At 31.0% G+C, this 14,625-nt stretch carries 18 protein-coding genes, 1 tRNA gene and 1 riboswitch; of the genes, 16 read left to right on the top strand and 3 right to left on the bottom strand.

The window, feature by feature from the left end; all coding sequences use genetic code 11:
• Positions 1-842 precede the first annotated feature (842 nt).
• Positions 843-1,256 carry a NusG domain II-containing protein gene (locus LN736_RS16640; protein ID WP_150358463.1) on the top strand — a complete coding sequence of 138 codons (414 nt, stop codon included), beginning with the start codon at positions 843-845 and terminating at the stop codon, positions 1,254-1,256.
• Between the two features lie 93 nt (positions 1,257-1,349).
• On the opposite strand, the gene LN736_RS16645 is transcribed toward LN736_RS16640, so the two are convergent.
• Entirely contained in the window at positions 1,350-2,045 is a 696-nt protein-coding gene (locus tag LN736_RS16645) for an acyl-ACP thioesterase domain-containing protein (protein WP_179978614.1), read from the bottom strand.
• 249 nt (positions 2,046-2,294) lie between these two features.
• Here LN736_RS16645 and LN736_RS16650 point away from each other — a divergent pair, with 249 nt between their 5' ends.
• Positions 2,295-3,032: a P-loop NTPase family protein gene (locus LN736_RS16650; protein ID WP_326839097.1), complete on the top strand. Its 738-nt coding sequence runs from the start codon at positions 2,295-2,297 to the stop codon at positions 3,030-3,032.
• Between the two features lie 259 nt (positions 3,033-3,291).
• Here LN736_RS16650 and LN736_RS16655 read toward each other — a convergent pair whose 3' ends face one another.
• Positions 3,292-3,576 (bottom strand): putative quinol monooxygenase, encoded by a 285-nt coding sequence (locus LN736_RS16655; protein ID WP_150358466.1) that lies wholly within the window; start codon positions 3,574-3,576, stop codon positions 3,292-3,294.
• Positions 3,577-4,073: 497 nt separating this feature from the next.
• On the opposite strand from LN736_RS16655, the gene LN736_RS16660 reads away from it, so the two are divergent.
• From LN736_RS16660 to LN736_RS16670, 3 genes are read left to right on the top strand one after another with little or no spacing between them, the layout of a single operon-like run.
• Positions 4,074-4,250, top strand: a complete 177-nt coding sequence (locus LN736_RS16660) for a hypothetical protein (RefSeq protein ID WP_179978615.1) — start codon at positions 4,074-4,076, stop codon at positions 4,248-4,250.
• Entirely contained in the window at positions 4,250-4,747 is a 498-nt protein-coding gene (locus tag LN736_RS16665; protein ID WP_229982031.1) for a siphovirus Gp157 family protein, read from the top strand. Before LN736_RS16660 ends, LN736_RS16665 begins: the two co-directional genes overlap by 1 nt.
• Positions 4,748-4,762: 15 nt before the next feature.
• Positions 4,763-5,515 carry a hypothetical protein gene (locus LN736_RS16670; protein ID WP_179978617.1) on the top strand — a complete coding sequence of 251 codons (753 nt, stop codon included), beginning with the start codon at positions 4,763-4,765 and terminating at the stop codon, positions 5,513-5,515.
• Positions 5,516-6,133: 618 nt separating this feature from the next.
• Here LN736_RS16670 and LN736_RS16675 read toward each other — a convergent pair.
• The gene (locus tag LN736_RS16675) at positions 6,134-6,550 is read right to left on the bottom strand and encodes a hypothetical protein (RefSeq protein WP_179978618.1); all 417 of its coding nucleotides are present in this window, start codon (positions 6,548-6,550) and stop codon (positions 6,134-6,136) included.
• A 294-nt stretch (positions 6,551-6,844) separates the two neighbouring features.
• Positions 6,845-6,975: riboswitch (FMN riboswitch) on the top strand.
• A 122-nt stretch (positions 6,976-7,097) separates the two neighbouring features.
• Here LN736_RS16675 and ribD point away from each other — a divergent pair.
• The 11 genes from ribD (at position 7,098) to LN736_RS16730 (ending at position 14,346) form a co-directional block, all read left to right on the top strand.
• Positions 7,098-8,195, top strand: coding sequence for a bifunctional diaminohydroxyphosphoribosylaminopyrimidine deaminase/5-amino-6-(5-phosphoribosylamino)uracil reductase RibD (gene ribD, locus LN736_RS16680; protein ID WP_150358781.1), 1,098 nt, complete (start codon positions 7,098-7,100; stop codon positions 8,193-8,195).
• Positions 8,196-8,840 (top strand): riboflavin synthase, encoded by a 645-nt coding sequence (locus tag LN736_RS16685; RefSeq protein ID WP_150358775.1) that lies wholly within the window; start codon positions 8,196-8,198, stop codon positions 8,838-8,840.
• A gap of 17 nt (positions 8,841-8,857) precedes the next feature.
• Positions 8,858-10,063, top strand: a complete 1,206-nt coding sequence (locus LN736_RS16690; protein ID WP_229982028.1) for a bifunctional 3,4-dihydroxy-2-butanone-4-phosphate synthase/GTP cyclohydrolase II — start codon at positions 8,858-8,860, stop codon at positions 10,061-10,063.
• Between the two features lie 19 nt (positions 10,064-10,082).
• Complete coding sequence (gene ribH / locus LN736_RS16695; RefSeq protein ID WP_150358777.1) at positions 10,083-10,547, top strand: 6,7-dimethyl-8-ribityllumazine synthase; 465 nt, start codon at positions 10,083-10,085, stop codon at positions 10,545-10,547.
• A 222-nt stretch (positions 10,548-10,769) separates the two neighbouring features.
• On the top strand, positions 10,770-11,330 hold the full coding sequence (locus tag LN736_RS16700; protein ID WP_229982029.1) for a hypothetical protein: 561 nt from the start codon (positions 10,770-10,772) through the stop codon (positions 11,328-11,330).
• A gap of 71 nt (positions 11,331-11,401) precedes the next feature.
• A complete protein-coding gene (locus tag LN736_RS16705; protein ID WP_179978601.1) occupies positions 11,402-12,217 on the top strand; it encodes an alpha/beta fold hydrolase in 816 nt (271 codons plus the stop codon).
• An 88-nt stretch (positions 12,218-12,305) separates the two neighbouring features.
• Positions 12,306-12,382, top strand: a tRNA-Arg gene (locus LN736_RS16710).
• Positions 12,383-12,820: 438 nt separating this feature from the next.
• A complete protein-coding gene (locus LN736_RS16715) occupies positions 12,821-13,066 on the top strand; it encodes a PepSY domain-containing protein (RefSeq protein WP_150358780.1) in 246 nt (81 codons plus the stop codon).
• A 195-nt stretch (positions 13,067-13,261) separates the two neighbouring features.
• Positions 13,262-13,543 carry a hypothetical protein gene (locus tag LN736_RS16720; RefSeq protein WP_229982030.1) on the top strand — a complete coding sequence of 94 codons (282 nt, stop codon included), beginning with the start codon at positions 13,262-13,264 and terminating at the stop codon, positions 13,541-13,543.
• Positions 13,544-13,788: 245 nt separating this feature from the next.
• Positions 13,789-13,986, top strand: a complete 198-nt coding sequence (locus tag LN736_RS16725) for a cold-shock protein (RefSeq protein ID WP_106008326.1) — start codon at positions 13,789-13,791, stop codon at positions 13,984-13,986.
• Positions 13,987-14,184: 198 nt separating this feature from the next.
• Positions 14,185-14,346, top strand: a complete 162-nt coding sequence (locus tag LN736_RS16730) for a DUF1540 domain-containing protein (RefSeq protein ID WP_150359068.1) — start codon at positions 14,185-14,187, stop codon at positions 14,344-14,346.
• The last annotated feature ends 279 nt before the right edge of the window (positions 14,347-14,625 follow it).

Below are 14,625 nucleotides of genomic sequence, written 5' to 3' on the forward strand. Positions count from 1 at the left end.
ATTAAAAGTTACTACAATTGTAGTACTAACTGTAGTAAAAATTGTAGTAAAATAAATGTAGTCAATCAAGGAAGTTATCCAGTAAACTGGTTGCTTCTTTTTTTTTCGTTCTTCAGATCATTTAAAAAATCTCTATTCACAAAATACTAGATCCATTTTTTTATATTTTTTAGGGTTTTTAATTTTTTCTTTTAAAATTCTTTAGTAATATGTAAAATTGTAATTAAGTTAAGACAGTACCCTCTTTGAGTGATACCACTAAGCTTCTTAATGATGCTAAACTGACGAGATAAATTTTTTATAAATGATTTTAAGGTAATTTTAATAATTCAAAGGTAATATCATTTTAAAGGACATTCCTTTTGAGTAAGAACAATAATTACATTAGTGTCTGTGGTTGCAGGGCACGTTAAATTTAAATGCAACCACCATAAGGTTCTTTGTAAAAGTTGGTCTTCCTTAATTATTTTAAAATGTTTACAAATAGTTTATTGAAAGTATAAGTATAGTTTGATAGCATATATTATAAGAGCTTAATAAAAAGAGAACCATTACCAGACACCCGGATGAACTGATCCCCATAAGTTAGACCTAAAAATCTAACTTATGGGAGGTCAGTTTTTTATGGCAAAATATAGTTACCAATTAAAAAAAGAAGTTGTCAATGCAGGCGAGAGGTGTGGAAAGAGAAATCTGTTATCAATTCAAAAATACTAAGAGTTATTGATAAAATACATTAGGTCATTCATTTGGCCTAGAGTTTATTTTTATTACAATTGAATATTTTTAGATATACTTTATAATAGAATTAATTGTATAATTAATATGAAAAGGAGTTATATATGAAAAAAGGAGATAAAATTGTTATTGTATTTATAAGCATATTGATTATTATAAGTTTGATAGGAGTTTATGTATATAAAAGTCGTTTGGATGGCTTAAATAAAATAGCAGTTATAAAAGAAAATGGTAAAATAGTAAGAACTATTGATCTGAATTCTGTACAAAATGCTTATGAGTTTACTATAAAATATGGCAAGTCTGGCTTTAATAAAATTAGGGTGGAGAAAGGCAAAATACGTATTTCTGATTCAAATAGTCCTAGAAAAATAGGAATGAAGATGGGCTGGATATCACAACCAGGAGAGAATGTCATATGCATTCCGTATAAACTTATAGTTGAAATAGAAGGTAAAGATCCAAGGCTAAATAATGTAGATGCTATTGCAGGACAACCAGCTGATTTACAGAGATAGAAAACTATTAATATCCAAACTATTAATTTTTTACAAATAAGTTAGGGGTTTTTTCTTTTATTTACTATCAGTGCAATTTCGTATTTTTAAGGTTCACTCTAAAATAATTTGGATTTTAGCTAGAAGTTGTTTTTGATTCATAAATTTGTAAAAGACTTTATGATCCACTAATTCACGGGCAATGTCTAGTATCATTCCTTCTTTGGCTGGTTTTACATAATTGACGGTGATTTCTTTGATTTGGTTAACCCGTTCAGAGATTAAATCTAGGTAACGGGCATTATTCATATGATTATAGTTATCAATGTCCCGCCCTAAAACAGTATACTGCTGCATTTTTGCATTTGCAGTCAACGGTGGCTGAACTTTATTTCGCAAAATAGGGCATTTTATATTTTGATCAATAATTTTGGATGCTGGAAAATCCTTTGGTAGACTAGCTAATTTACCAGTTAAGAGATCAACAGCAAAAGCATTTTCTATTTGTGTAGCTAACAAGTTATTTATATTATTAAAAATTTTAACTAATCGTGTAAATTTTCTTCTATTAGCATTGGTAATGAAAGACTGAATAATTAGTTTATCAGATAAAAATGTTGGCTTCAAAATTTGAACTTTTTGATCAGACACAAAAAAGCCAATGTTGGCATTTAGTTTAGGTAACTTCTGCAAAATTGATTGCGTATGTATCCATCCAATATCTTGAAATTTATCAATCAAGGCCCCTAACTTTATTTCAGCATTATAGCCAACCTCTGATAAAAAAACTTCACTTTGACGTTCTAACATCGTGAAATATCCTCCTAAAGCATTATAGATTGTAGTATTCATGGATAATTGTACACCTATAGATATAAAATATCTATATAAGGAGAATTGGAATTAATATTAACAATCTTTATTAGGATCCTTTATCTTCCTAATCTAAATTATTGATTTTTTACAAGCATATGGTAGAATATAAAAGTAAGTAGTATTTCTTAATAAGACAAAAAATACTATTAACAATTCTAAATTAACAACAAGCAATTTAAAATTATTGGAAGCGAAGCACATTCCTTATATCCTGACGAAGTAAAATACCTTTTTTGTAAACAAATTGAAGAAGCTGATATAATTGTGTTAAACAAAATTGACCTAATGTCACAGCAGGAGCTTGTTATCGTTGAGAATATCATCAAAAAGAATTTTCCTGAAAAGCAATTAATAGAAATTTCAGCAAAAGAAAATATCAATATGAATTTATGGTTAGAGAAGATTGAGAAAACAAAGCATAAAGATAATTTTACTATGGATGTGAATTATCAAACTTATGGTAGGGCAGAAGCATATCTTGGTTGGCTGAATACTTCTACAGAGCTTTCTTCTTCAGAAGAATTTGATATTAGTGCTTTTATAAGAGATTTTATAGAAGTTTTGAAGAATAAATTTAATAATGAGAAACTTGAAATTGCCCATTTGAAAATATACGGAGTTTCTAATAATAAATATGTTAAAGTAAGTCTTACTGGGCTATCAGATGATATTAATTTTAGTGGACAGGTTCCATTAATAGATAATAAAGCAAATATTATAATTAATGCAAGAATAAATGTTAGTCCAAGAAAGCTAGAGAATTATGTAATTAGTAAGTTAAATAAATTTTCTGCTAAAAAGAGTATAACTCCTAAAAATATAAAAACTGAATGTTTTATGCCAGAGCAACCCAATCCAAAATACAGGATGTCAAGTGAAGACGCAAAAAAATCTTTACTTACAAGGAAAAATATATTTTAATATAAAATACAATTTTTAGATTATGGACCAATAAAAAGATAAAGAAAAGCTCTGGTGAATCCAAGGTTTTCACAATAATTTATTTACATAATTAAGTAGAAACTCCAGTTGAATTTTAACTGAAGTTTCTTTAATATTTATTAAAATTAATTGATAACAAGGAAGTTATCCAGTAAACTCTGGTTGCTTCCTTTTTTTATTTCTGCTTTTCCAATCAGCAGTGATGTCATTTCTTTGATGTTAGAAGGGAGATTAACTCCTATAGTTCTCTGTAAGTGTTGATTTCGCTTTTGCTTACACGAAGCTCAGCTAGTAAAGGAACTATTCTTTTAAAATGTTCACTATTATTATGTTCCTGAATTGCCCGGGCATTTTTCCATTGTTCCATAAATGTAAGTATCGAGGAGTCATTTATTTCTTCAAATATTTTATATGAAATGCAGCCATTTTCTTTTCTACTTTTTTCAATTAATTCTTTTGCTAGTTTAAGATATTTTTCTTTTTCTCCCTTTTTAATTATACTTTTTGCCACTATTGTTATCATAAATACACTTCCTTCTTATATATGTAAATATTAAATTTATACTTGATTAATTCACTTTATAATTATATTTTAACATAGGTTGCGTTAAAGTCTCAATCAATAACTTAAAATTGGAAATTGGCTTGACAATATGGGTTATAGAGGATTTTATAAAATTTGATTATCAATTAGAAGTAAGAAAAATATGGAATTAATAATACCAAAAGATAAATAATGAAGTTCTTAACTCCGGAAGTATTGACAATGGTAGCATTCGGATAAATGGAAGAAATAAATAAGTATAGACATATTAAAAACCATTTAAAATAGAATTAAAGGCATATAAAAAATAAGTATACCTTTTAAAGGAGCCATGAAAATGGGAAATAAAACCAAAATAAGATTTCAAAGCATAGAGCAAAGAAATAAACAATTGAAAGCATTCAAAACTATAAGATACACAATAGATAAGAAAGACCCTTTAGTTGTATGGATAATTTTTTAAAGGAGGGATAAACATGTTGCCGGAATGCTGCTATGAATATAGATATGAAGACCCAAAGGCTAAAATATTTACCGTTTGTGATGTGTGTGGCGAAGCTATTTACGTGGGAGATAGCTATTATAGAATTGAGAATTTAGATGTTTGTAATGATTGTATAAATACCTTTAAAGTATTAGCAGAGGAGGAATGATGGTGGCAAAACTGTATGAGATATCTGAAAGATATAAGAACTTGGATGAATTACTGGATAATCCAGACTTGGAAAATGTAAAAGAGGATATAGAGAAATCTTTGAACAAAATAGATGAAGAATTTGATGTTAAAGCCGAAAATATTGCAAAAGTTATAAAATCAAAGGAAGTTGATTCTAAAGGACTAGATGAAGAGATAAAAAGATTACAGGCTAGAAAAAAAGCTGTAGAACATCAGATAGATAGCTTAAAAGACTATTTATTTGAGCACATGCGGATGCTAAAAAAGCAAAAAATAAAAGGTAGCTTATTTACTCTTTCAATTAGAAAAAATGTACCTGCTGTGAATATAACAGATGAAGAAACCATTCCGGAAAAATATAGGATACCTCAACCAGATAAATTGGACAAAGTAGCCATATTGGAAAATTTAAAAAAAGGGATAGAGATAGATGGAGCTGAAATTAAGCAAACTATGAGCTTAAGTATTAGATAGGAGGTGTAATAAATTATGAATGAAGAAGTAAGGCTTTTAAAAACAGATGAAATTGAGGTAAGGGTACAAAGCTTAAAAAAGACCACAAATGGTGCAGCATGTATTTTATTACTATACAAAGATGCAAGAGTTGATATGCGAATACTTGATGAAACTTTTGGTATAACAGGATGGAGAAGAACGCATGAACTTATAAATGGCAGATTATTTTGTAATATAGATATATGGGATGATGAAAAGAAACAGTGGGTCAGAAAACAAGATGTTGGAGTTGAAAGCTATACAGAGAAAGAAAAAGGCCAGGCTAGTGACAGTTTTAAAAGAGCAGGATTTAATATTGGAATAGGAAGAGAACTTTATACAGCTCCCTTTATATGGGTCAGCTTACAGCGGGGAGAATTTGACGAAAGAGATGGCAAATTAATTTTATCACCAAAAGTACGCTTTAAAGTTAAGTCAATAGGCTATAGTAAAAACAGGGAAATTAATAAACTGGAGATTCAAGATAATTATTATAGAGTAAGATATTCTTTAGGTAAATTGATGAATGAGCAGAATAGAACAATTGTCACGGATAATAAGAATACTGTCAATAATAACGAAAATATGCAAAATAAATCAAGCAAAAGCGAATTGCTCTGTGAAAATTGTGGAAATGTCATATCTGAAAAAGTAGCAAACTATAGTGCTCAAAAGTTTGGAAAAATGTTATGCATGAATTGTCAAAAAAATGTAAAAAATGCCAGAGAGTTAAGTGTTACTAGATAAACTAGCGGTTATTTTGATATATCGATCATTGATAAAATTTAAAATTGTTCTTCTAATTGTATTGTAAAATAAGTGCCTATAACTTAGGTGCTTATTTTATATTGTTTACAAATAGTTTATTAATATGAAATTAAGATGTAACAAATGTTTTATATAATTATATATAACCTAGGGAAATACCCCCCTTAGTTGTGAAGTATCCTATTTTGAACTATGAATATAGATTAGTGTCTATGGTTGCAGGACACAGTAAACTTAAATGCAACCACCAATAGATTCTTTATAAAATTGATCTCCCTTAGCGTTTATATCGCAAAATAAGTACCCATCATTTAGGGTGCTTATTTTGCATGATTAAATTTATATTAGATTAGCAGGAAATTTAAAGCTCATAAAGAATAATTTAAAAAACATATTAGTAAAAAAAGAGAGAAGATAAATGAAATGGTAAATTGAATGGAACGTTCCAAAGCAAAAAAGAATAATATAAATAAAAAGCCATAGCTTCAAGAAGTTACTGAGATATTAAATTCAGAACTTACTGACAAGCAAAGGCTTTTTTTGAATTTATTATTATAATGAATTTATACCTTGAAGTAAATTGCTTATAATCTCAAATTAAGCTTTATTAACGTTAATTTCTTCTGCAAATTCAATTTGTTCAGTTGTTTTTGTATTTTCTAGATGATCAGCATTTTGTTCTGCGGTATTTTCTTCAACAGTACCCCCTTTTAACAATGTCAAGCATTTTGAAATCTTTTTATTGACTATTCCCACGCCTAATAGAACAATTGCAATGCCTCCATATACAGCGATTGGTTCAAATATTCCTGGAAGCAGTTGGGATGGTATTAATTGTTTGACAACATCAGCATAAGAATATCCCTGGGCTACGTAATTGTTAACAGTACTTCTAAAGAAGAGTATATTATTAACTAATAATGCAATCCCAATAAGTGCTATAACTAAAGAAACAGCATAGAAAACAACTGAAGCAGAAAATTTTCTTGAGTTTTTTTTATATTTAATTTTCATAATAAATTATCTCCATTTCTATATTATATTCTTATATATATATTAATAATAATGCATGATTATTTCATTTAAGTGTCAACATTGTTAATAATTTATAACTGATAAAGCAATTTTCTGTGAATATCCAAGTACTTTTATTCCAATTTGTAAAAATCGTACAGGATGAAAAAATTAAAATTTTGTTTGTAGAAATTTATATCTTTACAAATAGTTCAATTAGTATATAATTATAAATATAAATCTGTTTTAATATTGAGTTTTTAATAAATTTGAGTTTTGATAAAAGTTAATAATGAAGATCTTCAGGGCAGGGTGAAATTCCCGATCGGCGGTATAGTCCGCGAGCGCGTGAACGCAGGTGTGAAAGCACAGGACTTGGTGAAATCCCAAGACCGACAGTAAAGTCTGGATGGAAGAAGATATATTTTGTTTGATCTGAAATGTTTTCAATTTCAGAGTCTTTTCTTCGCAAGAAAAGCCCTGTATGAACTTATAGTTTATATAGGGCTTTTTTTGTATTTTTTTTATACGGAGGAGATTGATGGTATTGGAAGATTCAAAATATATGAGATATGCAATTGCTTTGGCAAGAAAAGGTGAAGGCTGGGTTAATCCAAATCCGATGGTGGGAGCAGTTGTTGTAAAAGAAAATAGAATCATTGGAGAGGGATATCATGAGGTATGTGGAAAACCTCATGCTGAGCGCAATGCACTTGCCAGCTGTATTGAATCAGCAAAAGGAGCAACTTTATATGTAACGCTAGAACCATGCTGCCATTATGGAAGAACTCCTCCCTGTACAGATGCCATTATAAAGGCAGGTATTACAAAAGTAGTGGTTGGTTCCAGTGATCCAAATCCTAAAGTGTCTGGTAAGGGTATTTCAATTTTACGCAGAGCTGGAATTGTGGTAAAAGAGGGTGTGTTGAAAGAAAAATGTGATGAATTGAATACTGTTTTTTTTCATTATATTGTTACTGGTACTCCATATGTTGTTATGAAATATGCCATGACGGCTGATGGAAAGATAGCTACCGTTACTGGTGATTCTAAATGGGTTACGGGGAAAGCAGCCCGGAAGCATGTCCAGCAATTACGTCACAAATATAGTGCTATTATGGTTGGAATTGGAACTGTCTTAAAAGATGATCCGCTGCTTACATGTCGATTGAAAAATAGCAGAAATCCAATTCGAATTATCTGTGACAGCCACCTTCGCATTCCGATGGATAGTCAGATTTGTCGTACAGCAAAGGAGGTACATACTATTTTAGCAACTACTGTAACTGACGAAACTAAAATTTCAAAATTAAAATCGCTTGGTATTACTGTCTTAACCGTATCAGGCAAAGATGAAATGGTGAACTTGCCTATATTAATGCAAAAGCTTGGTCAGCTTGAGATAGACAGCATCTTACTTGAAGGAGGAAGTGCTTTAAACTACAGTGCATTAAAAGCTGATTTAGTTCAGGAAGTATATGCATATATTGCACCTAAAATTTTTGGCGGTAAAGACGCAAAAACGCCAGTGGAAGGAGATGGTGTTTTATCACCGGAACAGTGCTTTCAATTTACTGCTCCTGAGATATCTGTTCTTGATGGTGATTTGATGTTGAGGTTTAAATTTGTGAGGAGGAAAGTATAAATGTTTACTGGAATTATTGAAGAAATTGGACAAGTACATCAAGCTATTTTTGATGGAAGTTCGTCAAAAATTTCAATTTACGCCCAAACTATTTTAGAGGATACTAGGCCGGGAGACAGCATTGCTGTAAATGGAGTTTGCCTTACTGTTATCTCTTTAAGCGAAGGAGAGTTTACTGCTGATGTTATGCCGGAGACATTGAGGAAAAGTAATTTGGGCAGATTGCACAGTTCCGATTCGGTCAATCTGGAACGGGCTGTGGCTATTGATGGACGTCTTGGAGGACACTTTGTGTTGGGACATATTGATGATACTGGAGTAATTTGCAAAATGGAGAAAGAAAAAAATGCTGTCTGGATAACTATAAAAGCATCTCCAGAAGTAATGGAGTTGATTGTTGAAAAAGGTTCCATTGCCGTTGATGGCGTTAGTTTAACGGTAGCTAATGTAGAAAATTATAAATTTCAGGTATCTATTGTTCCCCATACAGGACAGCAGACGACGTTGCTGGAGAAAAGGACTGGTGATGTTGTAAATTTGGAAAATGATATAGTTGGGAAATATGTGAAAAAACTTTTTTACTTAAAGGCCAATGAACCTTTAGGCGGTATTACATTTGATTTTTTAAAGCAGAATGGATTTTAAAGAGGAGGTTGAAAGATATGCAATATAATACTATTTCAGAAGCACTCAAGGAATTACGTGCAGGAAAGATTATTCTTGTTACAGATGATAAGAACAGAGAGAATGAAGGTGATTTAATTTGTGCTGGTGAACATGCAACCTGTGAAAATGTAAATTTTATGGCTACTTATGCAAAAGGACTAATCTGTATGCCTATGAATGAACAGTTTGGCCTCAAATTGGGGCTGCCTCAAATGGTTACAGAAAATACGGATAATCATTCCACAGCTTTTACTGTTTCAATTGATCACGTTAGTACAACTACTGGTGTTTCAGCCGAGGAGCGATCTATTACAGCTATGAAGTGTGTACAAGATAATGCGAAACCTGGGGATTTTCGCAGGCCAGGTCATATGTTTCCTCTTATTTCGCGTCGTGGTGGAGTATTGACACGCGGTGGTCATACAGAAGCGACTGTCGATCTAATGAGATTGGCTGGGCTGAAAGAATGTGGACTTTGCTGTGAGGTTATGGCAGATAACGGTAAGATGATGCGTACAACCCAATTAAAAGAATTCGCAGAGAAACACCATCTCGTATTTATAACTATTCATGATTTGCAGAATTACTGCCGCCGTCATGATAAGCATGTTGTGCATATGGCAAGTGCAAAGCTTCCAACTTTATATGGAAATTTTCAAATTCATGGATATGTAAACGACCTTACTGGTGAACATCATGTTGCTTTGGTAAAGGGAGAAATTGGAAATGGTGAAAATCTTTTGTGTAGAGTCCATTCCGAATGCCTTACGGGAGATGTATTTGGATCCCTCCGATGTGATTGTGGTCAACAACTTATTTCTGCGATGAAGCAAATACAGAATGAAGGTAGGGGAATTATTCTATATATGAGTCAGGAAGGGCGAGGTATAGGGTTGATTAATAAACTCAAAGCTTATGAATTACAGGAAAAAGGCAGGGATACTGTGCAGGCAAACCTGGAATTAGGATTTGCTCCTGATTTACGCGAATATTGGATAGGAGCACAGATTCTCCAAGACTTGGGGGCAAAAAAAATTCGCCTGTTGACAAACAATCCGAAAAAAATTTATGGCCTGGAAGGCTTTGGGGTCGAAATCATAGAAAGAATACCCATTGAAATTGCACCTCAGCGGGAAGATATAGATTATCTTAGGACAAAAAAGAAAAAAATGGGTCATCTATTTAGTAATATTAATTATTAAAATAAGGAGGATATTTTAAATGAAAATTATTGAGGGAAAAGTTGTTGCGGAAAAAATTCATGTGGGAATAGTGGCTTCTAGATTTAATGAATTTATTGTTGATAAGCTTTTATCAGGGGCAGTAGACGGGCTTGTAAGACACGGTGTTTCAGATGAAAATATAACGGCAGCTTGGGTACCTGGGGCTTTTGAAATCCCATTAATTGCAGACAGGATGGCTCAGTCTGGGAAATATGATGCTGTCATCTGTTTGGGGGCTGTAATACGTGGTTCTACTTCTCACTATGATTATGTGTGTAATGAGGTTTCCAAGGGAATTGCACGGGTTACACTGGAAACTAAAATTCCTGTGATTTTTGGTGTGCTTACAACTGAAAATATAGAACAGGCAATTGAAAGAGCTGGTTCTAAGGCTGGCAATAAAGGTTATGATTCCGCGCTTTCAGCTATAGAGATGGTGAATTTAATTTCTCAAATAAAATGAGGATTGTTTTAAAGTATTTTAAAATTTGAATGCTGGAGACTTATAGGCTCCAGCATAAAACAAGTATCAATATATTGAAGGGCAATTATTAGTTTATACAAGATTAAATATTTGATAACTTATAAAGGTAGTATACGTTTAATTTAGATTATTATACTGAAAATGATTATAAAGTATAAAAAATATGATAAACTTAATTGTGGATTAAAAAGTATTGGAGGCATGAAAGTGAAAATAGAGAATGTTAAAATATATGATCTGAAGGAAAGTATAAAGGCAAGTAAATACCCTATGGCAGTAGATATTGATAGATGTAATTCTGATATTACAGATACAGTTAAAAATTTAGCTCATTCACCTAAAGGTGAAGCCCATGATCAGTTTTTATCAGGAATACGGGTTGCTTTTGATTTAACTTTCAGTAATAAGGCATGGGTCGAGCTTGAAAGGTATAGATTTATTACTTTTGTAAGCAGTCAAAGTACAATGCACAGAATAGCAAAATTTGACTTGTCAAAACAGTATAATAAATATGTAGATAAAAGGATAATTGATATTATGGAAGAATTAAAGGATACATATAATAAAACTCATGATATAGAAGATTATTTAAAACTTTTGTATTCTAACCCGTCAGGATTTGAACTTACTGCAAGGTTGACAACTAATTATAGGTGCCTAAAAGGCGTTTACAGTCAAAGGAAAAACCACAGGTTACCGGAATGGCGAGAATTTTGTAAATGGATTGAAAGTTTACCTTTTTCAAGGGAATTAATAATTTAAAAAATTTTTCATTTATTTGCTTTTAATAGAATAGAATTTAATAGATAATTTTATTAAAAGGGAGTATTTGTATGGGATATTATGTTAAGGTAGAATCGAATGTAAAAATTTATATAGAAGATCCTAATCCAGAGGGAGAAAAAACAATCTTGTTTTTACATGGATGGCCTGGGAGCCATAAATTGTTTGAATATCAGTTTAATAAACTTTTGCAGGAAGGATATCGATGCATTGGAATGGATCAGAGAGGATTTGGTGAATCAGATAAACCTTTTATGGGATATGATTATGATCGATTATCAGATGATATCAGAGAGGTTGTCGAGGTACTTAAGTTAAAAAAGTTTGTATTAGCAGGACATTCTACAGGTGGGGCCATTGCCATAAGGTATATGGCTAGACATAGTGGGTATGAAGTGTCTAAGCTTGCTCTTTTTGCAGCAGCAGCTCCTAGTCTTATTCAACGTCCATATTTTCCATATGGTTTAAAAAAAGAAGATGTAATTGAAATTATTAAACAGACATATAGTGATAGACCTCAAATGCTGAGACAATTTGGTGGTATGTTTTTCTTCCAGATTGTAACTCAGTCTTTCTCAGATTGGTTTTTCCAGATTGGACTGCAGGCAGCGAGCTGGGCTACTGCTGCGGTTGCAAATTCTTGGTTAAATGAAGAAAATTTATTTTCCGACATGAAAAAAATAAATGTTCCAACTTTAATTCTTCATGGGATTCATGATAGAGTTTGTCTCTTTCCGCTTGCAGAAGCACAAAATCAAGGAATTAAAAATTCTAAGCTTGTATCATTTAAATATAGCGGTCATGGATTATTTTATGATGAACGTGATAAATTCAACAGTGAATTAATAAAATTTATTGATGAATAAGAAATTATTTGATGGTAGTTTTTCCATATAAAGTTTTTAACAAATTGATCTTGGGCACTATTTGTGTTAGAATAATTATGTTAAACTTGCGTCAGTAGCTCAGTTGGATAGAGCAGTTGGCTACGGACCAGCGTGCCGGGGGTTCGAATCCTCTCTGACGCACCAAAGACATTGATATAAGCAGGTTTCCAGAGATGGGAATTTGCTTATATTTTTAATTTAACACAGGAAAAAACCCTAATACGATTTAGAATTGGTTTCCTTAACTGTATTATAAATAAGCACTGTTAAATTAGTGCTTATTTTAATAATGTTTACAAATAGTTGTTATATATGATATTAAATTGTAACAAGTATGATATATAATTATAAATATACCATGAAGATAAGCTTCCATGATTGCAAGTGTAAATTGGTGTCTGCGGTTGCAGGGCACTTTAAATTTAAATGCAACCACAACAAGGCCACATATAAATAGAGCCTATCAACCATTTATAAAATAAGCATCCGTAATTAGGGTGCTTATTTGTATGGAGAAAGGAACTAATAATATTGTATTTGAATATAATAATTGAGTAAATAATAAAATGAAAGATGATTAATATGAGGTGTCCTTTCTATAATAATTTATGGGATAATTATTGGAGACAATACCGCATAAGTGCTGAAACAGCTGTACAAATTGCATTGCAAAGAGTACCGGGGCAAGTATTAAGAGTTGAAGTAGATACTGAAGATGGCTTATTGGTCTACGAAGTTTACATTAGAACTACTAGTGGGATAATATATGAGGTTACAATAAACGCTAATACAGGAGAAATACTTGATGTAGATAGGCAAAATGATTAATTTGAGAGCTCATAACGGGGCTCTTTTATTATACAGAAAACAGGTGATAGGTATGGAAAAAGAGAAAAGAAGAAAGTCTATTATAGATTTTTTATTTTGTCCTAAATATTAAGAAATATGGTAATATTAATTTATAAAAGAATTCAAGTATTAAAAATAATACCATAATTAATTGCATAAAAGGAGCTACTAAATATGAACCTAAAAATAAAAAAGAAGCTACAAATTACAATTGCAATTATAATTGTTTCAGCCTTTACTGTTTTATTTGCATTATTATCTATTAAAAATAGCAGTAATTATTTACTTCGTATTTTAACTCAAGGAAGCTTATGTTTGACAATGCTATTGAGCGGTATTAATTATTTTATATATAAAAAACAAAAAGCGTTGGGAATTCTTTTGTGGCTTGTTTCTGCATTTGGATTATTTGTAACTATTCATACGATAATTACATCATTCACATTTTTGTACTAAAGCCAAAGAATTTCCCGAAATGGCCAATTTCCTTGACTTCATAAAAGGCACAAAAGGAAAAATTTGATTTATATAATAATGTATGATACAATAAGCACGTAACTTAAATGAATCGTAATTAATTTAAATGAAAATATATTTCAATAGGTACTTATAATTATAATATGTACGTTGATATCGAAATTTTATTTGATGGGTTTATTACAAAGAGTTTAAGAAATAAAATTTAGGAGGTACTTATTATAATGACAGGTACAGTAAAATGGTTTAATGGAAACAAAGGATTTGGATTTATCACAGGAGAAGATGGAAAAGATATTTTTGCACACTTTTCTCAAATAAATTCAGATGGCTATAAATCACTTGATGAAGGACAGAAAGTTTCCTATGATGTAGGAGAAGGACAAAAAGGACCACAGGCAGAAAATATTACTGTTCTTTAATTACCGGATATTTTATTCCTTAGATAGATAAAACTCTATCTAAGGAATTTTTAAATTATAGAAAACACATATTTTATAATCACATAAGATTGAAAAACTAAATATGCTATGCATTAATAGTATATTCTAAAGTATATAACTTATTATTTTGGCAACAATAAGTTATGTAAATTACAAATAAAGAAAGGAGATCATACTATGAATTTACCTAAAATGGAAGTTAAATGTAGCGTTGATTGCTGCAATTACTGGAAAGATAATCACTGCAATGCTGATGCACTTGAAGTCAATTCCATGAGGGGCAAAAAGCCTGATACTAGTGATGATACGTGCTGCACAACATTTAAACCGTTTAAATAATAAATATATTATATAAAACTCCAACTGAATTTCAGTTGGAGTTTCTGCTCACATTGGTGTAAAGTTTTTTACATTGATTTGTATTAAAACAAAGTAGCCTGTATTTTAGATAATGTTTTAAAGTATAAAAATAAAATTTAGTATTTAACAAAAAGGGCGTAATTCTCCTATCTTGTATAAGTGGGAGATGAATAGTCCTTGTTATTTTAGGTTCGATACCTAAAATAATAACTACTTGACGAATTATTATATATGATGTATTCCAAAATCAGTGGTAAA

Origin of the sequence: Clostridium aromativorans (assembly GCF_020908015.1) — a bacterium.
Lineage (GTDB): Bacteria > Bacillota > Clostridia > Clostridiales > Clostridiaceae > Clostridium_B > Clostridium_B aromativorans.